Origin of the sequence: Clostridium saccharoperbutylacetonicum N1-4(HMT) (assembly GCF_000340885.1) — a bacterium.
Lineage (GTDB): Bacteria > Bacillota > Clostridia > Clostridiales > Clostridiaceae > Clostridium > Clostridium saccharoperbutylacetonicum.
The window spans coordinates 2,100,256-2,121,256 of sequence record NC_020291.1 but is presented as its reverse complement, the minus strand read 5'-3'; the positions used below and the strand labels follow the sequence as shown (position 1 = coordinate 2,121,256).

The window sequence follows — 21,001 nt, the reverse complement described above, 5'->3', positions numbered from 1 at the left end:
ACATAACACGCCAATATTAAAGTTATAACATATGTTAAATTTACACTTATGTCATCGATTTTCAATTATATTACTTTTATCTAATCCATTATCTACAAGAATCGTATACAATGTACCATCTGCTTTCATATCACTAATTGTTTTATTTAATGCATTTAATAAAGATTTATCATCTTTTCTAACAGCTATTCCTACAGTTCCAGGTATTTCAGTAGTATAACCTTTTAGCGTTCTTAATAAAAGGTTTTTATTCTTTAATAATAAGTAGTTTACAACAACGGAATCAGATATACCTGCATCAACTTTCCCGTTATTTATAACATTCAATAATTCAGATGAATTTTCAAAAAACATTATATCCTTTATTAAGTTATTTTCCTTCCACTTTTTTGCCAACTCTTCAAATGCTGTTCCTTTTTCTACTCCAACTACTGCATTTTTTAAATCGCTCATAAAATTAATTTCAGAAAATTTTGGAACAATAACAGCTTCTGTTTCTTTATACAAAGGTTGTGTAAATACCACAAGCTTTTCACGTTCAGGAATTATATATATTCCGCTAGCTGCAATATCAATACTATCATCAGTATTTAATTTTTCTAATAAGATTTCAAATGGTACTTTCTTCACTTCAGTTTTTTTAATTCCAAGTCGCTTTACAATTTCAGTTATGATATTAGCATCAATTCCGCTTATCTGATTTGTTTTAGAATCCATATAAAAAAATGGAACATCGTATCCTGAAGCAACATTTATTACTCCTCTTTCTATTATTGTTTGCAACCTATCTTTTTCTATTGCAGCTTCCACAGTGCTTGCACCGCAACCAATTATTATTCCAATAAGATTTATAACAACAATTAAAGCGAATTTTTTTTTCATAAATAGAACTCTCCTTTAAAATACCAGACATTTTTATAGTTATTGTTTCTGATTGAAATATAAATTATTCACGTTTGATAACAACCCAAACTTTAAAGTTGTGTGTTACTCCCTTTAAATCTTTATACTTCGATTTTTCGTTACTATTTATGAATTAATAATACTCTTGTAAACGCCACATGAAATACTATAAATATTATTAAAATAAATGATAAAATCCTATGTATTTTTACTCAATTTCAAAAATCACCATTTCACAGCAATATATATTTTTATTAGCAAAATTATGTATACTTTAAAAAGCTATTGGTTCGCTGTCATCTATTTTTCCTGTTATAAATTGTAATAGAGTCATTGAAGCTTTACCACACATTAACCCTAAAATGATACCTGCTATTACATCCGATGGGTAATGTACATATAAATATAATCTTGAAAATGCAATTGATAATGCTAACCCCAAAAGCACTATTCTATACTTCTTAAAATATTTAGATAATACTGTCACTGCTGCAAATGCTGAAGCTGCATGTCCAGATGGGAATGAATAAGATAAAGGCTTAGCAATCAACATGTCAATTGCAGGTATATCTATACATGGTCGTGTTCGTTGAATCAGATGTTTTAATATTCCTTCACCTAAAATTGCACTTAGTGCTAAAGCACCTAATGTTAGAAAACCAACTTTTCTATATTTTTTACTAATTGTCAATAACGCAGCTATTGCAATCCATATTGCTCCTCCATTTCCTAAATAAGTACATATAATCATAATTTTATCCATAATTGAGCTATGCATATTATTTTTAATAAATTCTAAAATTGAATTATCTATATTTTGTAACAATGACATCCTTTGTTCATCCCTTCTTTAAGTTTTTAATTCTCTCATAGTATCTAAGTTACTAATACCTATGGTAAAATTATAAGAAATGCATGTACTTTCACATTAGTAATCTTTTGCAAAAGGTACATGCATTCCTTTTAACCTTTATCAAGAACTATGGACCTATTTTAATTTTTCTCTCTATGATTATTTTTCTCATTTTTATTATCTTTTTCTTTTCTGTTGTCTCTTGAACCATCTTCTCTATTCATTTGGTCACTATTTCTATCTCTTATATTTAAAATATCTCCACTTAAATTTTTTGTAATTTCTATTTTATCTCCAATCTTTATTTGTTTGGCTTCAATTGGATAATTTCCTACATCTACTGTTTTCGTACTTATAAGATTTGCTACTGTAATGTTTTTACCATCAATATTTTTAACAACTCCGTTTATCTCAAACATTAGTAAAAAAGATATTTTTACTGCTGCAACTATAATCAAAAGTATTAATGCTGTTATAACTGTTTTTTTATTAAAAACTCTTTTACCAAATTTCTTTACCTTTTCATTCCTTAAAAACTCCATTATTTTATCTTTTAAATTTTTCATAATTCTCTTCTCCCTTCAAATTTCAAATATTTTTTTAAACTATAAATTTTTATATATCGATTTCAATTGCATCCCTATTTTTCTGATATCTTTTTCCTTTACTAACTCGTAACCCGAATCTTGCAATAATGGCAGTCTTCCTGTAAGTATCTTTTCAATTTTTTCCTTAAACTCTCCAATAGTCTTACCTTTATACACTTCTTTTCCGTCGAGAAACATTTCTTTATAAATTGGAATATCTCTAATTAGAATTGGAGTCTTCATTGCAAGAGCTTCTAGTAATACAATTCCTTCTGTCTCCTCATATGTTAAAAACAAAAATAAATCACTTCCACTATAAGCATCACGCAATTCCTCTCTGCATATATAGCCTGGGAATTTCACATTCTCTGGGGCGGTATCAATTTCATTTTGTATAGAGTGAGGTACAAGACTAGGATTGGTATATCCAAACCAAATAAATGTTATTTCCGGCATATTTTTTGCTAATTTTATAAAATCTCTTATGCCTTTGCGCTCCATGTAGTGACCTACTGAAATGATTATTTTTTCCTTCTCAGATAAACCATACTTTTCTCTAAATCTTTTTCCACCTTCTAAGTCTTTATAGAAAAATGAAAGATCAATTCCATTAGATAAAGCAAAAATAGGTTTTTTAAGATTATAACTTGTTAATATTTTTTTAGAATATTCACTTGGAGTTATTATTATATCTCCAAGACTGTAGCAAAATTTAATCCATTGCTTAAACATAGGGGCAATGAAGTTTGAGCCTTTAAAGGAGTTTTTAAAATCTTCCATAGTGGAATGCCCATAATATATAATTTTTTTACCTCTTATCTTTGATAAAATTGCAATAAAAATCGAATCTGGAAATATAGTATTAAGTTGGACAATATTATACGAATCATAAAATTTTGTTGTATATAAAATATTATTATCTTCTAATGCCTTTTGCTGATGATGTATAGCTCTTCCTATTCCACTTTTCTCTACAAGTTTTAAAAGACCAGTATATAAAAACACTTTCATCGTATAATTCCTCCTTGCATTAAAGGTAATAATTTTTGAACTATAATATTTAATATAAGACTATACATAGCAATTGCAAAAGGTTTACCTAAAAGTATAATGATAACAAATTTTTTGAATTTCATTTTGCTAAGCCCTGCAATGTAACAAAGAAAGTCATCAGGTGCTACTGGTAAAAATATCGCTATAGCAAATATACGTTCAAAGCTAGGTTTTTTAAGCCAACTAATATATTTATTGAAAACTTTTTTATTCGACATATTTACAACATAGTTAAGTCCATAATGCCTAGCGAGCAAAAATGCTACAATTGAACCAATACAAATACCAATATAATTATAAATAAACCCTTGAATTGACCCAAATATCAAAACGCCTCCAACACATCCTATAGCTCCTGGAGATATAGGTAATACCACCTGTACAGCCTGAAATATTATAAATATTATTGGTGCAAACCAACCAAAGGGCTGTAAAAATGTTTGTAGTGCTGCTTGAGATGTAAATAAATTCATCTGAATACCATATACAAAAAATGTAATTGTTAAGATTATACCAATTAATGCTGAACCATTAATTAAAATGTTCCATTTTGTACGCTGTATATATTCCATTTCACTCCCACCCTCTTGCTAAATTCATTCTTTTTACCATTTTTATCTTAATTAAATAATATCAGTGAATGTTAAACTCAAAATACTTAAAAGTTAAACTAAAGTTAAACTATTTGCTAAACAAAAAAATAAGTGCAAGCTTTAATCTATTAAAAGATTATTGCCTACACTTATAAATTTAATTAATAATCAAACTTATAAATGGAATATACATACATTATTGAGAAATTATAATCCTAACACTACACTAGAAATCCGATACATTTTTCTGGAAGCAGGCATGTGAAATTGAGCTGATGATGGTTATTAGTGGAAGGTTGTTTCATTTTCTGCTTGTCATAAATTTACTTTAGGAACATGCAGAAATGAGTGCAACCTTCCACTTAGAACCTTCCAGCGAAAATTTCACTAGTCCTGTGGAAGACAAATGTATTGGATTTCGATAAGTTTCGCATATGTCTAATTCTTGCTTTGGATATCTATACCATATTTTAATTAAACTTTAAATCTATACCCAGCTCCCCACACAGTTTGGATATGTACAGGATTAGATGGATCTTTTTCTATTTTATCTCTTAGTCTATTGATATGAACTGCAACAGTTTTAATATCTCCATATGCATCCATTCCCCAAATCTTCTCATATAATATTTCTTTATTAAAAACAATATCAGCATTTGTAACTAAGAATAATAATAGTTCATATTCTTTGTTTTTAAATTCAATTTCTTCTCCATCTACATAAACACGATGAGCCTTTGAATTAATAGTAACATTACCAGCTTTTAGCTCTTCATTTTTCTCTGAATTGCCAGTTGTTAATCGCTCATATTGTGCTAAATTAGCTTTTACCCTTGCAACAAGCTCTGTAGGAGAAAAAGGCTTAGAAATATAATCATCTGCTCCTAAACCCAAACCTCTTATTTTATCTATATCTTCTATTCTAGCTGTAACCATTATTATTGGGATATCAATTGTTCCGCGTATTCTTTTACAAATTTCATACCCATCTATATTTGGCAGCATTAAATCTAAAAGTATTAAATCGTATTCTCCAGAAGAAGCATGCTTTAATCCTTCTATTCCATCAGCCACAATAAAAGTTTCAAATCCACTTATCTCTAAAAAATCTCTTTCAATTTCAGCAATTGAGTTATCATCTTCAATAATTAGAATTTTTTTCAATACTATTCCCCCTACACTTCTTCAGATAACAAAATAATTACTAGTTATTTTCTCTCCTGTATTGTATTTAATCCAAAAACAATCATCAATTATTTTGCCTTCCATATTTCCCCTTGACGTTAGAACTATTTTCAATTGTTCTTAGACTTATTATTTATATATTTCGGTAGTGTCATTATAATAGCAAGACCACCTTCTGCAACATTTTCAGCTTTTATTGCTCCACCTAACTGCTCTAGAATTTTTGCTGTTATAGAAAGGCCTAATCCACTGCCTTTACTTGGATTACTTCGAGATGGATCTGTTCTATAAAAAACATCAAATAGCTTCTCAAGTGCTTCTTCACTAACACCTGGGCCATTATCTTCTAATTTAATTTCTACGTAGTTATCCTTCTCTTTACAGCTTATTTTCATTCGACCTTGTTCCTTATTTTTGTATTTAACACTATTTTCTAAAATATTGACTACAGCATTACGTAACTGTACAATATCTGCTTCAATATAAACATCCTTTACATTTTCCATCATTGTAATGATTAATCCCTTTTCCTTGTATTCTTCAAATAGATTAATTGCAATACTTAAAAGTTCTTTTCCAATATTAACTTTTTCCAAATACAAAGGAAATTCACCAATATCTAACTTAGAAAATAAAAACAATTGACTTACAATATGCTCTAAATCATTAGTTTTATTCTTTATTGTCTCCAAATAGCGTTTTTGACTTTCTGGAGTAGACGCCACACCTGTTTCTAAGCCTTCCACATATGCTTTTATCGATGTCAAAGGTGTTCGTAAATCATGAGAAATTCCAGCAATTAATTCTTTACGGTTAGCTTCATCTTTTTGTCTAGCCTTTACAGAATCTAAAAGCCGCTTGGCCATTTCATTAAAATCAGAACATATTTCTTGAAATTCATCGTTTTCATTGTAATCAATATAATAATTCAAATTACCATCTCGAATTTGATGCACACCATATACTAAAGTTTCTAATGGTGTAATAATTCGTTTAAATACAAAACTAGTTAAAAATCTATTAGTAAACAATATTATAGCAATAACTAAAAAAAGCATTACTATTCCCAAAGTATATATTACCCTATCATAAACCTTGCTATTTTCCTTATTATAATGAGTAAAGTCGGTGTCTTCTATGACTACGTTATATTTACCTACTGTTTCCTTATAAATTGCTACATTATCCATAATAAGCATATGATTATCATTTTTAGCTAAGGCAGTATCTAAGATAGAGGTGTCTTCAGCGTTTGATAAAGGATATACCAGATTCTGTCCCTCATAAACTCTCAAAGAAATATTCCTATCTTTATTCTTATCATTAAATTTATCTATATCTTCTTTCATTTTATCAAAATTCATATTTTCAGACCATTTATTTGTAAGTTTATTGATTTTATCCATAGATTCATAAAAGAATTTTTCATTTGGATCATGCTCTCCCATTATTTCCATAACTCCAAATATTGTACCACCTACCATTATAAGGCCTAAGATTGCAGGTATAGCAATCATTAAAAGATTTGATATAAATAAACGTTTCTTTATAGTCACTAGCTTCGCCTCCTTAATTCATTATATCATGAGTAGCCAATTCCTTCAGTTAATACAATTTTTCTTGATAAATTCTCATTATAGGCAAATACATTCGAGCATACTACCGATGTTATCTTAACACATTGCTTAATATCCCAAAAATAAGATGCTTGATTTTTCATATAATTATCTAAAATATTTTCAATTGCTTCCTTTATTTTAGTAATATTATTTAATCTCTTTATCCTATTATTTGCTTTCTTATTAAAATGGTTTCCTAGTTCCTCAAAATTATCTAATAAATACATTTGTAATTCCCGCTCATACTTTACATGGGATATTATATTACCTACAGATCCAGATATATGTGCATTACAACAAAAATCACATAAATAATGAATAACTACACCAAGCTGCATTGAATAATAACCGTTGAACCTTTTTATTGATAAAAGTTCTTCTAATTTTTCAATAACATATTTAAAAGATTTTTGCATATAATGTGGATGTGTTTTTACAAGCCAGCTTTGATCAACCATGACAAGTCCAAAATTGAACATAACTTTAGAGAATCCTTTCGGAACTACTTTTATGTTCCGAAATGCTAATTCTGCAAGTTTTACATGAGTCCTAATTTTCATACTTGACTCTCCTTTCTATGCTATATAGCTTTCCTAATATTGTCATATAGATTTTATTTCTATTTTTCATAACTCACTTTACGCTATCCTATGTTAACTATTGATTATATAATATCTATAAAAATCTACTGAAAGCATTTTTATATACAATTCTTCCATTCTATTTGCAAAATGTTCAGCAGAAAATTCTTTTGAGGATTTTAATGCTCCAATAGACAAGGTCTCCTTCTTTAAATTATTATTGAGAATCGAATCTAAAGCATTTCCAAAATCGTCTTGCGTAAAGAATGTATATCCATTAACATTATTTTCTATTACACCATCTAAACATTTATCAGCTTTTGCTACAACAGGTACTCCTGAAGCTAAGGCTTCAATATAAGTAAGTCCTTGAGTTTCACTTTGTGATGCACTTATAAAAACATCTCCTAAATGATAATATATTCCAATATCACTCCATGGCCTTTCCCCTGCAAATATTGTTTCTTTATCGATTCCAAGTTCTTTTGCCTTTTCTTCTAAAATAGCTTTTTCTGGTCCATCACCAATTAATAGAAATTTAATATTTTCTTTATCTTTTAAATAAAACTTCAAGTTAATTAAAATTTCTTCAATATTTTTTTCTTTTGCTAATCTACCAATATAAAGTAAAATTTTATCCTTTTCTTCAATTCCAAGACTCTTTCTTATCTTTTGTATTTTATAAGAATTTAAATTAAGTTTAGAGAATTTTGTAAGTTCTATTCCTGTAGGTATAACAGAAATATCTTGTTTTACATTGTAGGATAAAAGTAATTGTTTTACTTTATCTGTAGGAACAATTACTTTATCTACTGAGTCACAAAAATTTATGCTTATTTTCCTTACTGCCATTTTAGCAATAGGATCAAATACTCCAAGTTTTCCTAAATAATGTGTATAATCTTCGTATATAGTGTGATATGTATGTAAAAGAGGAATACTTAATTCTCTAGCCATAGCTCTCCCAAAAATACCAAGAGAAAATTCTGTATGTGTATGAATCACGTCAAGTCCTATTCTTTTTATAATTTTTGATAGACGTGGATTATAGAACATTCCAACACGCCTTGCACTTATAAAAGGTATACTTGGTACTCTATATACATTTATTTCTTCACTATCAGCATTTGGATCTGTTGTTGTAAATACGTATACTTGATGTCCACGCCTCTCAAGATATTTTTTAAGCATCAGAACAGAAGTTGCTACTCCATTGATTTGTGGATAATATGTGTCAGTAAAAAGTCCTATCTTCATCTTTTTCAACTCCCTTTCTCTTATATAAAATAGTATAAATTTGAAAAGTTAATTAAAATCAAATCAAAGTTAAACTATTTATAAACTGATGTTAAATTTTTATTATCTGAACAAAAAGTAGCTGTTACATATTTGCAACAGCTACTTTAATATAATACTTTTTCTAGGCTATAGATATCCAATTTAAGAGTTTAACTTATAAATGGAATATATATACTCTCTTGAGAAATTAAAATTACTAAATTACACTAGGAATATGGTACATTTTTTTCTGGAGCAGGCATGTGAAATTGAGCTGTTGAAGGGTATTAAGCAGATAAGTGAAAGTCCAAATCTATGATTTGGTTTCTTGAACTTAGTTAACTCATGAATGAGTTAACCTCCTTTAAAAAACTGATTTGGTGTGAATCGCTTACTCAGCGAACGAACGTGAGTCGAGTTTCCCCTACGGCTTGTTTCATTTTCAGCTTGTCCAAAAGTGAATGTCCAAAAAGTAAGTGTCCAAATTTTATATTTGGAAACACGAACTTTCTCCCTGGAGCTTTTATATTTGGAAACATGAACTTTCTCCTTGGAGCTTTTACATCTGGAACACGCTGAAATGACGACAAGCCCACATTTAGAACCTTCCAGCGAAAATTTCACTAGTCCTGCGGAAGATAAATGTATCATATTTCGGTAATTGTTGCATAAATTTAATTCTCGCTTTGGATATCTATACTTTGAAGCAGTTGATAAATTTACTATTAAATCAAGTTTGAATAGTGCTATTTTTTATTACTTTTAATCCATTCAGACCATGATGTTTGAAATTCATCTTTATCATCTTTACAGTAATTATAAAATTCTTCCATGAAATTCGACCTATCTTGACTTTCATCTTGATCTTCGCCTTTTAATAAATCTGATCCACCTATTAAAGTTTGGCGTTTCATTATATCTTCAAAGCTGACATTTTTTGCATTATGCATCATATCATACATTGCCATAAAAGTAGTAGTTCTCCCAGCTCCTCCTCTACAGTGAAAATGCAACCAAGTATCCTGTTGAAGATTTTTCACTGATCCAACAAATAAATCTACTTGATCATCTAATGGTTTTTCATGGTCAGTTACAGTGATTCTCAGATAACTCATACCTAGACTTTTAGCTAGTTCTTCTTCGGTTTGTACACTTTCTGGATTGTTAATTTCACTAATTGTATTTATAGATTTACCTTTAGGCAGCTTATCAAAAGCAACGTGTTTATCTTTAGATATTCCATTTAATTTATTTTTCTCATCAGCTATAATTTGATCTCTGGAAATTCCTTTATTAGCTTGATCATTATCTCCAAACCAACTTATTCCCATACCATTAACAAATCCATGATCTTCTTGACGTAGGTCAACATCTATGATGGACTTACTACCTATTTTTTCTTTTATCATAGCTAAACCTTTTTCTGAAAGAGCACCACTACCGGAAATATTTAGATCAGACATTCCTGCCAGATTAACATCACCTGCTTTTTCACTGTTAATCTTATCTTTTGTAGTTCTAAAGTTTTTAGGAAGCACAGCTTTATTTTCAGTGTCTATTACAAGATTCACCTTCCCATTTTGTATGCTTTCTGCTTTTGTATCTATGCTTTTGTTTGCTTTATACATATGTTCCACATAGAATGCAGCACTTAATGTACCTGTAATTATCAATATTCCTATAATATATATAATTTTTTTCTTTTTCATTAACTTCACCAATCCTTTTCTGTTTATATAAACTACTACAACTTCTTAAAGCTTTTTATTTCATATATTTAAAATTATAATAAGAGAATATCTTATTGATATCTAATAATTGTGTGAACTTTATGTGATTTTATGAAAATTAAAAACAATCAGTTATTTCTCACTGATTGTTCTTAATATTAGTACAAGGTAATTTGATTATAAAACTTACTCCAATATTGTTATTAATAGCCACTATTTCTCCATTATGAAAATCTATAATTTTTTTTGCAAATAGAAAGTCCCATTCCAAAATTTCAATCTCCCATATAATTTATTTTATCGTGGAATCAATTAGTGATTATAAAAAAAGACTTTTTATTTAAGCCTTTAATGTTCTATTAGATCTTATTTACAATAATATATCTTATACTACGCTTTTTGGCAAGCATACTTTTTATGTTGTTTTAGAAATGGAATTTAAGCACAAAATAAGCAGTAGTGGATTGTGAACTGCTACTGCTTACCATTATATAGTACATTGTTATATTCAGTATTTATACTTTAAATTTTTGTACCCTCTCCGTTAACTTTTGTGCCAGTTCTGCCTGACTTATGATAGTTCATCCATATATCACTATATAGGTTGTATCCTAGAAATTTAATTCGTTTGATACTTATCTATCAGACCTCCCAAGTTAAGAACACGCACTCTCACCTATTAGTCCATGCCCATGCTGGGCGCACCATAAAAAACGATCACCTGTTGATGACCGTTTTTCATTTTTATTTGTTTGCTCCATTTAAGATACTGATTGAATTTTCAATTGCTGATTTACACTTGCTAGCATCAGGATTTTTTGAACGTACTGCTGACAATACACTGTCAATAGTTCCGTCAATTTGAGTCCATGTTTTGTTATCAGTTTTCCTTAACTGAGGCTCTGATGTATCCCAATTATGCTCCAATGCGTCAGCCTTTGTTTTCGCTGAAGCAAAGTCCTTTGAATTTACGAAGTTTAGCATATCATTTTCAATTGTAATGAAATTTGTTAATTGTCCTTTTAATGCATTTTGCGATACAGTTTGCGGAGATTCAGATTTTGGTGTTTCACTAGTATCTGTATTATTATTCGTATTTTTCTCTACATTAGTATTAGTATTTGTATTATTCTCAGCAGTAGAATCTGTATTTCCCTCCATATTATTCTCTGTATTATTTGCTCCATTTAATACACTAAGTGAATTTTCAAGGACTGATTTGCACTTGCTGGCATCAGGATTTTTTGAACGTACTCCCGCTAATACACTATCAATGGTTCCATCAATTTGCGTCCATGTTGTACTATCTATTTTCTTTAACTGCGGTTCTGATGTATCCCAATCATGCTCTAAATCATCAGCTCTTTTTTTGGCTGAAGCAAAGTCATTTGAATTCACAGATTTTAGTATGTCATTTTCAATTGTAATGAAATTTGTTAATTGTCCGTTTAATGTAGTTTGCGAAGAATTAGATTCAGGTGCTATATTCCTACTTAACCAAACATAACCACCTACACCAACAACTAAGAAAATACACAATACCGCAATAGTTTGTGCCAAAGCATTTTTCTTACTTCCATTTGTTTGATTTTCTACTACTATTTTGTTTTTGGGATTTATATCACATTTTGTAACAGCAAGGAATATTATTATAGCTAAAATAGGTATAATAAAAATTACGCTAGTAACTGTTGTACCAAAACCTAATCCCCCATATTCTTTAGGTTGAGATAAATAATCCCCAAGTGATGCTCCTAGTGGGCGAGTAAAAATATACGCAACCCAAAACGCTAATACTGCATCAAGTTTCATAAATTTCCATGCTAAAAATGAACAAGCTATTACAATAGCAACTACTATTCCTGTACGAAGGTAGCCAAGACCAAGCAGTTCAGAATATAAGTCTCCTACTGCTGTTCCAAGTGCAAATGTGAAAAGAATAGTGAACCAATAAAAAATTTCTCTTTTCTTTGTGTAAATCGAGTGTATAGACAGTGTTTTTTCACTAAGATACCAAAAAAGAAAAGTTAATCCTAATAGTATACTAAAAACTACTGTACTGACTTCAAGTGGTACTCCCATTGCATCTGTTAGATTATCGGTTACTAAGGTTCCAAATACACTTATAAGTACAACTGTTAACCAATAAATACCTGGCACATATTTATTTGCTCTGAATTGAAGATATAATATACCCATAAATACTATTCCCATTATAATTGTGGTAAGAGTTAAGCCTAATCCAAGGTTGACACTTAAATAATCTGAAAATGTTTCACCGACAGTCGTACATAAAATCTTGATTATCCAGAAGAAAATAGTTACCTCTGGAACTTTACTTAATAAATTTTTACTTTCTTTTGTATTATAATTTTCCATTTTTACCTCCTTAGGTTTTGAATTTAGGCACATGAAAGAAAAGAGCGTATTTATTTTTTAAATGCGCCTTATAAGTTGTAATTAAAAACTACATAAAACTTATTATTGTTTTTTCATGTTACTATTCTTGCATATAAAAATGAAATTTAAATGAAAATTAAATTATTAAATTTTTTTAATCTCAACTGGCAACCATACGATAAATGTACTTCCTTTCCCTATTTCACTTACTACCTCAATGGTACCACTAAGAGCAGATATAATTTCACTGGCAATAGATAAACCTAATCCTGCGCCACCTATGCCGTATTGTCTTTGTTTATCTACACGATAAAATCGTTTAAATACATTTTTTTGCTCCTCATTACTAATACCAATCCCTTGGTCAGTTATCTTGATACAAACACTATCTTCTCCCATAAACAATTCTCGTCCTACTGATAGATATATACTTCCACCATTCGGTGAGTATTTTATAGAATTATCCACCAATATATTTAAAATTTGTTTTAATCTATCTGCATCTGAATATATATTAAACTCTTTTGATTCCTTTACTGATATTTTTATATTTTGTTTTTCCGCATATGATTGAAATTTTCTTGCCACTTGCTTAATTAAGTTAACTACATTTATTGATTCAATAATTAATTCCAATTCTCTACTATCTGTTTTAGCCAAGAATAGTAAATCATTGATGAGCTTTGTTGAATCTCTTACTTCCTTTTGTAAATCTTCGAGTACCTCACAAGAAAAAGACGACAATTTATCCTTTTCTTCTAATTTTATAACCTCTAATCCTGCACTTATAACTGTTAATGGCGTTCTAAGTTCATGTGACACATTAGCAACAAACTGTCGTTGAAAATCGTAAGCTTCAATAATTGGTTTCATAGCTTTATTGGTCATAAATCTACTGCACAAAATTGAAATCAAAAAAAATAATAACGAAAATCCCAAAAGAATCCAAAAGGCCCTTTGAAAAATACTCCAAATATATGTAACATCTTTACCTACATATACCGTTCCCCATTGCCCTTCCTTTAGCTGTACATTTTGTGCCACAATTAATATATTTCTTATTTTACCGTCCGTTGATTTTATTGTATTATATTTTATCTGAGGCTCACTTGGTTTCCATCCACTTATATAATTTAATATCTGAGATCGTATAGTGGTAGAAATTTCATCCCTTACAATTACTTCACCATTAGGTTTTATAAAATAATTGAAAAACATTTCATAAGAGCTATCATCTTGAGTCGTAGATTGGGAGGCACTATCTATCCCATCCATTTCATCAACTTGTATTTGTTGTAGTTCTGCCACTTCAGACTCTATTATATCTTTTAGTTCTGTCTTCTGTTCATTGTAAATACTAACAGCCATCACCATGCTCGTAAGAACTATGAATAAAAATAGAACTGTAATAATTATTCTACTGTTAAATGCTCTTAAATACCCTCTGGTTTTAGAAAATAAGTCTTTTTTATTATTCAATCCTATAACCTACCCCTCGAATACTCTTTATCAAAGACGGATAACCTGCATCATCAATCTTTTTCCTCAGGATACGTATAAATGCATCTATTGTATTATAATTCACATCAGATTCATATCCCCATACCCTATCATGGATTACTTCTCTGGTTAATGCGCAGCCTTGATTTATAATTAATAAGTCTAACAGTTGAAATTCCGTTGGTGTAAGTTGAATTTCTTTTCCCCTTATTTGTAATATGAAAGTAGTTCTATTTAATAAAATATCTTTGTATTGTATAATATCAGCTTTAATTTGCTGAGTGCCTCTTCTTGACAATGCTCGAATACGCGCAAACAACTCTTCAAATTCAAAAGGCTTCACAAGAAAATCGTCAGCACCTGCATCCAATCCCTCTACTTTGTCTGATACAAAATCTTTCGCAGTCAAAATTAGTATTGCTCCATTATATTCCTTTTCACGTAATTTTCTACAAACGGTTATTCCATCCATCTCTGGCATCATCCAATCCAATATTATCAAATCATAGTGAAAATTAGAAGCCAAGAACAAGGCTTCATTTCCATTGTTGACCCATTCTGCGTGATATTTACTTTCTTTTTTTAGCATATGAGTAATTAGTTTACCTAATCTAATATCGTCTTCAGCAAATAATATCTTCATTCTCATGCCCCTTATTCTATCATCTCATTTTCATTTTTTATTCTATTCAAAGAAAATGAAAATTGCATGAAATTTATGTAAATTATACTTTTCTCGATTAACATTAGAATTTAATTTGAACTTTTTGGTTGAAATAATTTACTGTGTAACTTTCCTAATCTTTCTGCTATTTTTTTCTCGACTAGTTCATATAAATTGTCAACTTTACTTCTTAATTTCAAATTGTAAATATAATTTACTGCAAAAACAATTATATATCCACCTATTACATCCATAGGATAGTGATGTCCAACATAAACCCTTGAAAAACCAATAATTATTGATAATATAGTTAATATTCTACTAAGTAATTTATTGTATTTTTCAAGTCCCAATGCTATACTCATTGTTCCTGTTGCATGATTACTTGGGAAGGATGAAGCTGAATCATGAGGCAATAATAAATTCACCTTATTGTGAACAAAAGGTCTATCCACATGAAATATACTTCTAACGATTATGTTTATAATTAAATTAATTACTGTTACAACAACCGTACTTACAGCAATTTTTCTATTTTCACAATTCTTTTGTTTAAGTCCTGAAATAAATACTATTACAATGGCCGCCATAAATATATAAGGACCATATTCCGAAAAGAAAATCATTATTTTATCTAAAATTATATTTTTATTTGCTAAATTGTTTATTATTTTAAAAATCTCCATATTCATTTTAACTATCTCCTCTATAATATATTTTTATAAAAAGCATCTAACTTTTCCAGCTAAATATTATTTTGCAAATTTTACTTACTAACACTAACTGTATCAAATTTCATGTAACTCTCAGTAAAAAGTCCTATCTTCATTTTTTCCAACACCCTTTTCCTCTCTTACATTCAACAGTATATATTTGAAAGGTTAAATAGAAATAAATCAAAGTTAAACTGTTTATAAACTAATTTTGAATTTTATTTTCACAATAAAAAAGGACTTAAATAAGATTTGCAATTCATAGTCTTATTTAAGTCCTTTAGTTTAATTTGATTACACAGGCTATCATAAAGCACAATAAAATAAATAACAAGTCAATTGCTATAAAATCATAACAAATGTTCCGATAGTAATGAATATACCTCCAATAATTGTTTTTACAGTTAATGTTTCCTTTAAAACTACAAAAGCAAGTATCATTGTAATAACAATACTAAACTTGTCCACAGGAACAACCTTTGAAACCTCTCCAATCTGCAATGCCTTATAGTAGCAAAGCCATGACAATCCTGTAGCAATACCAGATAGAATTAAGAAAATCCAGCTCTTCTGATTTATATTCGAAACTTGATTTTGTACACCTGTGATAAAAACTATCCCCCAAGCCATTACTAAAACTACGGCAGTCCGTATAGCTGTTGCTAAATTCGAGTTTATACTACCAATACCTATTTTTGCCAATATAGATGTAAGCGCTGCAAATACTGCAGACAATATTGCAAATGCAAACCACATATGATTACCTCCTTTTAATTTTGTAAACATGAAACCACCTCCAATATTTAAAATTATTTCATATTAATCTTACTCATTGCTATAAAAAGCCGATTTTTATATGCTTATACGTAAAAAATAAACTATACCTTATATAGGTAAGTATATATAACTATTATCAACATTAACACCCTTTCGTGCAAATATCCCTTTGCTAGTTGGATAATATTCATTTATTTCATAATCAGAAAAATCAGCGAAACTTACCTTTGGAGTTGTTAGATCTACCGTCATTTTTGAAAGATGTCTATTATTACTTACATTTATAAAATATATTGTTCCATTAAAAATCTTCATGTCTTCTCCATTCATTATTCCCAATCTTTTTGTTGATATGTCTTTTAGATCAATAGAATAAAGATTATTATTATCTGCAGAATATATTAGCTCACCTGTTTTAATTCTATATTTTTTGCTCCTTTCTTCTTGTATTTGAGTAACCTAGAAAAAGTGAGCAATTTAAAAAATTAATAAAAAATAGCTAGAGCGTCACTATTTCTCTAATGATAACTCTAGCCATTTTGTGGTTAATTTCCCCGTTGCTTAATAGTTTTTTATTAAATTTTGGCATAGTTTAAATTTAATAAAATCTGATACTTTATAGTCATATCAATATCAGAAATATAATTCTGGAACTATATCTTTTAATTAATTTTATTTTTCTTTCAAAGTCATTTTAAGATCTTTATCAACTGTGCAGATATAAGCTTTTGTTTTAGGAAGTGGATTGTGAACTGCTACTGCTTACTATTATATATTACATTGTTATATTTAGTCTTTATACTTTAAATTTTTGTACCATCTCCGTTAACTTTTGTGCCAGTTCTGCCTGGCTTTGCGCAGATTTTGCCACATCACTGATAGCAAAAGTTACTTCATTAACACTATTTGATATTTCCTCAGAACTTGCAGCTGATTCTTGTGCAGTTGCAGATACATTTTGTATCGCAGATGCTATTTGTTCAATCACATCATTCATGTTAGCTGATGCTTCTGAAATTTCGCCTATAATGTTATCTACAAATTCAGCATCCTTCCCATATTGCATACCTGTTTTATTAAGAAATTCATAATTAGGTTTTACATTATTATCAATGAAATCAAGTACATTTTCTCCACTTTGTGATAATTTATTTACTGCTGTTTGTACTTGCATAACCATATTTTGAATATTTACAACTGCCTGTGAAGATTGCTCTGCAAGCTTTCTTACTTCATCTGCAACTACAGCAAAGCCTCTTCCCTGCTCTCCAGCTCTTGCCGCTTCGATTGCTGCATTTAAAGCTAATAAATTTGTTTGTTCAGCTATACCTCCAATAGAATCAGCCATCATTTTAACTTCTTCAACTACTTTTGCTTCCTCAATAGCCTTTAAGATATCAGAGCGATTTTTCATATAAATTAAATTACTCTCTTCTATATCCTTTGTTGCTTTAGCCTTAATTTCAACTGCTCGTTTTTTTATCTCATTTACAGCTGTATCAGCTTCACCTGCTCTGTTTGCAAGCCCATTTGTATTGGCACTTATTTCCTCTGTTGACGCACTTACTTCTTCAGTAGTAGCACTTAAATCTTGAACTCCCTTTGATATTTGTTCTACCGATTCATTTACTACTTCCATTTTAGAAGAAACCTCTTCAACAGTTGCTGACAGTTCTTCACTTGTTGCACTCATATCGCCAGCGCTATTAATTATCTCGTTTACTAAATCTTTTATGTTCTTACTAGCTTTATTCAGTGCTTTAGATAGATTTCCAATTTCATCTTTTGTATCAATTTTTATTGATTGAGTTAAATCCCCTCTTCCAATTGCTTCAGCAAATTTTAAAACTTTATTTATCTGCTTTGAAATCCAAACTGATATCAAAATACCCAATATAATGGCAGTTAGCAAACTTAAAGATGCTATTGTAATTATTTTGTATAAAGAATTTTTATACATTAAGTTGTTTTCACTATATGAGTTATCTGCCTGATTTGTATTTATTTTTATTAAATCACTCAGATTAGTATATATTTCTGTCCTTATCGATGATAATTGTGAATATTTTATATCAGCCTCTGTATAATTGTTCTCATTTGCAAGTTTCACAACTAATTCATATGTACTTTTGTATGTTTTTAAATTATCTTTAAGTTGTGAGAATGTTGGTTTTTCTTCATCAGATAATATTGATTTTTCATAATTTGTTATAATACTATTATTTTCATCTTCTAATTTATTAATTTCTTTTTCAAGTGCATCATTTTGATTGTTCATATTTCTTTGAGCATCAATCTTTAATACATCAAATCTTATGTCACTTACATTTTGCCTTATAGTAGTTAGTTGCTTTATAGATTCTAGATTGTAATCATGCATAGAAATTGCATTTAAATTTATTGCTCTCATATTTGCAATACCAATAACCCCAACAATCACTATAAATAGCACTACTACTATAAATGCGGATATCAACTTTTGCTTAATTTTTAAATTTTCAAACCATTTCATAATTTATTCCTCCCTAGATTCCTCTCCGTAACATTTAAAGATATAATTTTCTATTATCATTTTCATAATACAACTAAATAAAGCATAGCCCCTTTCTGCTTTAAATAATAAAGACCACTAATCAGCGTTAAACTAATTAGTGGTCGGTTGCACTATTAACTCTAAATTCTCAAAGTGCCCAAATAAAGAGAATTTTTCACTGTTTCCACATTTTCTTATGAATTTAATATTATACTATTTTTCGCCTAAAATCAACAAATAATATATTTACACACTATATTTCCCCATTATATAACAATACTAAAAGGTACCTACATCCTGCAAGCACCTTTTATAAACTTTATATTTAATTATCTTTTCAAACAATTAATTTACGCTATAACTGTTGCTGGTATCTTAATTGTTACTGTTCCTGTAGGTGGAATATCTCCAACGTTAACTATAATATTTTTAGATGTCGAACTTGAATCAACTGTTCCTTGAGTAGTTGTTACTCCACTAACATTAAAATCTATATGATTTGGTGCTGGATCATTAACTACCACTGCTTTAGCTGTCTTTGTCCCAGTATTAGTGATTACAAGAGTATATGTAAAATTATCTCCTACCCATACGTCTTTTACATCTGCTGTTTTTACTACACTCAATGTAGTATCAGCTGTTCCATGAAATATAATCGTAACCTCTCCGCCAGGATTATTCGTATTATCACCTTTGGCATGAGCAATATTAGTTATATACTCTGAACCTGCTTGTGCTGGATCATTTCCTTTTTGTGCTACAGTTACTAAACATGACGCACTTAAGTTGCTTCCATCTAATGTTGTAGCTGTTATTGTTGCTGTTCCTGAACCTATAGCTGTCACTTTTCCATTTGAATCTACTGTTGCAACAGAGGTATCAGATGAACTCCATTTAACATTTATACCAGCTGGAGTTGTTGTTGCAATTAAGGTTTCTGAATCATCTATTGTTAAACTTGTAGTTGACTTATTTAAGGAAATCGACTTAGTTTCTTTAGTCACAGTTACAACACAGGTTGCAGTTAAGCCATTAGCAGTTGTAGCTGTTATTGTACAACTTCCTTCTTTTACTCCAGTAACTTTTCCAGTTGAATCTACTGTTGCTACTCCTGTATTATCTAATGTCCAAGTTACTTGTGCTCCTGCTGGAGTTGTTGTTGCTGTTAATTGTTGTGTATCACCTACATTAACATTTATTGATGATTTATCTAATGATATTGATTCATTAAATTTACATATTGCGTAAGCTTCATTTGATTTAGTTCCTTCTTTACTAGCGATAATAGGTGTAATAATATAATAATAAGTAACACCCAATTGTACATTTGTATCTGTATAACTAGTATCACTGCTAGTTGCTATTGTTTCATAAGTTCCACCTGATGTTGTTGATCTTTTTATATTATAACCTGTAACATTACTACTATTAGCTGTGTTCCACTTCAATGTTATAGCATTGCTAGTTTCACTAGTTAAAGCTGTTAAAGTTGTATAATCATATGGCAACATCTTTCCTGTTGAATCTATATCTATAGCCCTAAATGATAGACATCTATTATTAGCATCTAGCTTTTTTACTACTACTGAATGATTCTTTAATTCCAGTCCATTTTTCTCAAAATCTAGAGAATAATCATTTGAATAGCTTGTTGTTTCTTTAAATTGATAATCTATACCATCTATGTTTATTACAGCATTTAAAGAATGATCAGAACGCCCTAATGAATAAAATCTCAACTTGCTTCCATAAAAATTGAATCTAAGGTCAGCTGAAGAATTATATGTAAATGCATCAAGATAAGCCGAACCATTAGTGTAAGACCAACTCCCCTCATATAAAAAATAAGAAGATGTTTTTTCATATCTTTGCCATCCTATATCGGCTGCATTAGCACTGCTTCCATTTTGAATGATACCAAATCCAATAATAACTAATGTCATAACAAACATTATACTAAACTTTTTAAAATAATTTTTCATTTATCATTCTCTCCCTTATATTCAATAATAAATGAATGCGCATTCTATAT

18 protein-coding genes and 1 riboswitch are annotated in these 21,001 nt (G+C 29.4%); all 18 genes read right to left on the bottom strand.

Features of this window, described 5'->3' with window-relative positions; translation table 11 throughout:
- Nucleotides 1-51 precede the first annotated feature (51 nt).
- Nucleotides 52-882: an ABC transporter substrate-binding protein gene (locus CSPA_RS09375; RefSeq protein WP_015392010.1), complete on the bottom strand. Its 831-nt coding sequence runs from the start codon at nt 880-882 to the stop codon at nt 52-54.
- Nucleotides 883-1,177: 295 nt separating this feature from the next.
- Nucleotides 1,178-1,735 (bottom strand): phosphatase PAP2 family protein, encoded by a 558-nt coding sequence (locus CSPA_RS09370; protein WP_015392009.1) that lies wholly within the window; start codon nt 1,733-1,735, stop codon nt 1,178-1,180.
- Between the two features lie 161 nt (nt 1,736-1,896).
- The gene (locus tag CSPA_RS09365) at nt 1,897-2,322 is read right to left on the bottom strand and encodes a hypothetical protein (RefSeq protein ID WP_015392008.1); all 426 of its coding nucleotides are present in this window, start codon (nt 2,320-2,322) and stop codon (nt 1,897-1,899) included.
- A 39-nt stretch (nt 2,323-2,361) separates the two neighbouring features.
- Entirely contained in the window at nt 2,362-3,354 is a 993-nt protein-coding gene (locus CSPA_RS09360; RefSeq protein WP_015392007.1) for an LTA glycolipid anchor biosynthesis glycosyltransferase, IagA/BgsA family, read from the bottom strand.
- Nucleotides 3,351-3,968: a TVP38/TMEM64 family protein gene (locus tag CSPA_RS09355; RefSeq protein WP_015392006.1), complete on the bottom strand. Its 618-nt coding sequence runs from the start codon at nt 3,966-3,968 to the stop codon at nt 3,351-3,353. The genes CSPA_RS09360 and CSPA_RS09355 overlap by 4 nt, the downstream gene beginning before the upstream one ends.
- A 495-nt stretch (nt 3,969-4,463) precedes the next feature.
- The gene (locus tag CSPA_RS09350; RefSeq protein WP_015392005.1) at nt 4,464-5,153 is read right to left on the bottom strand and encodes a response regulator transcription factor; all 690 of its coding nucleotides are present in this window, start codon (nt 5,151-5,153) and stop codon (nt 4,464-4,466) included.
- A gap of 131 nt (nt 5,154-5,284) precedes the next feature.
- Complete coding sequence (locus CSPA_RS09345; RefSeq protein ID WP_015392004.1) at nt 5,285-6,730, bottom strand: sensor histidine kinase; 1,446 nt, start codon at nt 6,728-6,730, stop codon at nt 5,285-5,287.
- Between the two features lie 26 nt (nt 6,731-6,756).
- Nucleotides 6,757-7,353: a zinc dependent phospholipase C family protein gene (locus CSPA_RS09340; RefSeq protein ID WP_015392003.1), complete on the bottom strand. Its 597-nt coding sequence runs from the start codon at nt 7,351-7,353 to the stop codon at nt 6,757-6,759.
- A gap of 93 nt (nt 7,354-7,446) precedes the next feature.
- Nucleotides 7,447-8,631 carry a glycosyltransferase family 4 protein gene (locus CSPA_RS09335; protein WP_015392002.1) on the bottom strand — a complete coding sequence of 395 codons (1,185 nt, stop codon included), beginning with the start codon at nt 8,629-8,631 and terminating at the stop codon, nt 7,447-7,449.
- Nucleotides 8,632-9,398: 767 nt separating this feature from the next.
- Complete coding sequence (locus CSPA_RS09330) at nt 9,399-10,361, bottom strand: phosphatase domain-containing putative toxin (protein WP_015392001.1); 963 nt, start codon at nt 10,359-10,361, stop codon at nt 9,399-9,401.
- A 765-nt stretch (nt 10,362-11,126) separates the two neighbouring features.
- Nucleotides 11,127-12,761: a COG4705 family protein gene (locus CSPA_RS09325; protein WP_015392000.1), complete on the bottom strand. Its 1,635-nt coding sequence runs from the start codon at nt 12,759-12,761 to the stop codon at nt 11,127-11,129.
- A 165-nt stretch (nt 12,762-12,926) separates the two neighbouring features.
- Nucleotides 12,927-14,261, bottom strand: coding sequence for an ATP-binding protein (locus CSPA_RS09320; RefSeq protein ID WP_015391999.1), 1,335 nt, complete (start codon nt 14,259-14,261; stop codon nt 12,927-12,929).
- Nucleotides 14,254-14,925, bottom strand: a complete 672-nt coding sequence (locus tag CSPA_RS09315; RefSeq protein ID WP_015391998.1) for a response regulator transcription factor — start codon at nt 14,923-14,925, stop codon at nt 14,254-14,256. Before CSPA_RS09315 ends, CSPA_RS09320 begins: the two co-directional genes overlap by 8 nt.
- Nucleotides 14,926-15,035: 110 nt before the next feature.
- Nucleotides 15,036-15,638: a phosphatase PAP2 family protein gene (locus CSPA_RS09310; protein ID WP_015391997.1), complete on the bottom strand. Its 603-nt coding sequence runs from the start codon at nt 15,636-15,638 to the stop codon at nt 15,036-15,038.
- A gap of 363 nt (nt 15,639-16,001) precedes the next feature.
- Nucleotides 16,002-16,415 (bottom strand): EamA family transporter, encoded by a 414-nt coding sequence (locus tag CSPA_RS09305; protein ID WP_026106419.1) that lies wholly within the window; start codon nt 16,413-16,415, stop codon nt 16,002-16,004.
- 129 nt (nt 16,416-16,544) lie between these two features.
- Nucleotides 16,545-16,751: a hypothetical protein gene (locus CSPA_RS09300; RefSeq protein ID WP_015391995.1), complete on the bottom strand. Its 207-nt coding sequence runs from the start codon at nt 16,749-16,751 to the stop codon at nt 16,545-16,547.
- Between the two features lie 481 nt (nt 16,752-17,232).
- Entirely contained in the window at nt 17,233-18,948 is a 1,716-nt protein-coding gene (locus CSPA_RS09295; protein WP_015391994.1) for a methyl-accepting chemotaxis protein, read from the bottom strand.
- A gap of 132 nt (nt 18,949-19,080) precedes the next feature.
- A riboswitch (cyclic di-GMP riboswitch) is annotated at nt 19,081-19,164 on the bottom strand.
- Between the two features lie 155 nt (nt 19,165-19,319).
- Nucleotides 19,320-20,951: an Ig-like domain-containing protein gene (locus CSPA_RS09290; protein WP_015391993.1), complete on the bottom strand. Its 1,632-nt coding sequence runs from the start codon at nt 20,949-20,951 to the stop codon at nt 19,320-19,322.
- Between the last annotated feature and the right edge of the window lie 50 nt (nt 20,952-21,001).

Coding starts and splice junctions, on each gene's coding strand:
- CSPA_RS09335 (WP_015392002.1), bottom strand. CDS start 8,631: ATGAAGATAGGACTTTTTACTGACACATATTATCCACAAATCAATGGA.
- CSPA_RS09325 (WP_015392000.1), bottom strand. CDS start 12,761: ATGGAAAATTATAATACAAAAGAAAGTAAAAATTTATTAAGTAAAGTT.
- CSPA_RS09340 (WP_015392003.1), bottom strand. CDS start 7,353: ATGAAAATTAGGACTCATGTAAAACTTGCAGAATTAGCATTTCGGAAC.
- CSPA_RS09310 (WP_015391997.1), bottom strand. CDS start 15,638: ATGAATATGGAGATTTTTAAAATAATAAACAATTTAGCAAATAAAAAT.
- CSPA_RS09300 (WP_015391995.1), bottom strand. CDS start 16,751: ATGAAGATTTTTAATGGAACAATATATTTTATAAATGTAAGTAATAAT.
- CSPA_RS09330 (WP_015392001.1), bottom strand. CDS start 10,361: ATGAAAAAGAAAAAAATTATATATATTATAGGAATATTGATAATTACA.
- CSPA_RS09370 (WP_015392009.1), bottom strand. CDS start 1,735: ATGTCATTGTTACAAAATATAGATAATTCAATTTTAGAATTTATTAAA.
- CSPA_RS09365 (WP_015392008.1), bottom strand. CDS start 2,322: ATGAAAAATTTAAAAGATAAAATAATGGAGTTTTTAAGGAATGAAAAG.
- CSPA_RS09375 (WP_015392010.1), bottom strand. CDS start 882: ATGAAAAAAAAATTCGCTTTAATTGTTGTTATAAATCTTATTGGAATA.
- CSPA_RS09355 (WP_015392006.1), bottom strand. CDS start 3,968: ATGGAATATATACAGCGTACAAAATGGAACATTTTAATTAATGGTTCA.
- CSPA_RS09305 (WP_026106419.1), bottom strand. CDS start 16,415: ATGTGGTTTGCATTTGCAATATTGTCTGCAGTATTTGCAGCGCTTACA.
- CSPA_RS09315 (WP_015391998.1), bottom strand. CDS start 14,925: ATGAAGATATTATTTGCTGAAGACGATATTAGATTAGGTAAACTAATT.
- CSPA_RS09360 (WP_015392007.1), bottom strand. CDS start 3,354: ATGAAAGTGTTTTTATATACTGGTCTTTTAAAACTTGTAGAGAAAAGT.
- CSPA_RS09290 (WP_015391993.1), bottom strand. CDS start 20,951: ATGAAAAATTATTTTAAAAAGTTTAGTATAATGTTTGTTATGACATTA.
- CSPA_RS09295 (WP_015391994.1), bottom strand. CDS start 18,948: ATGAAATGGTTTGAAAATTTAAAAATTAAGCAAAAGTTGATATCCGCA.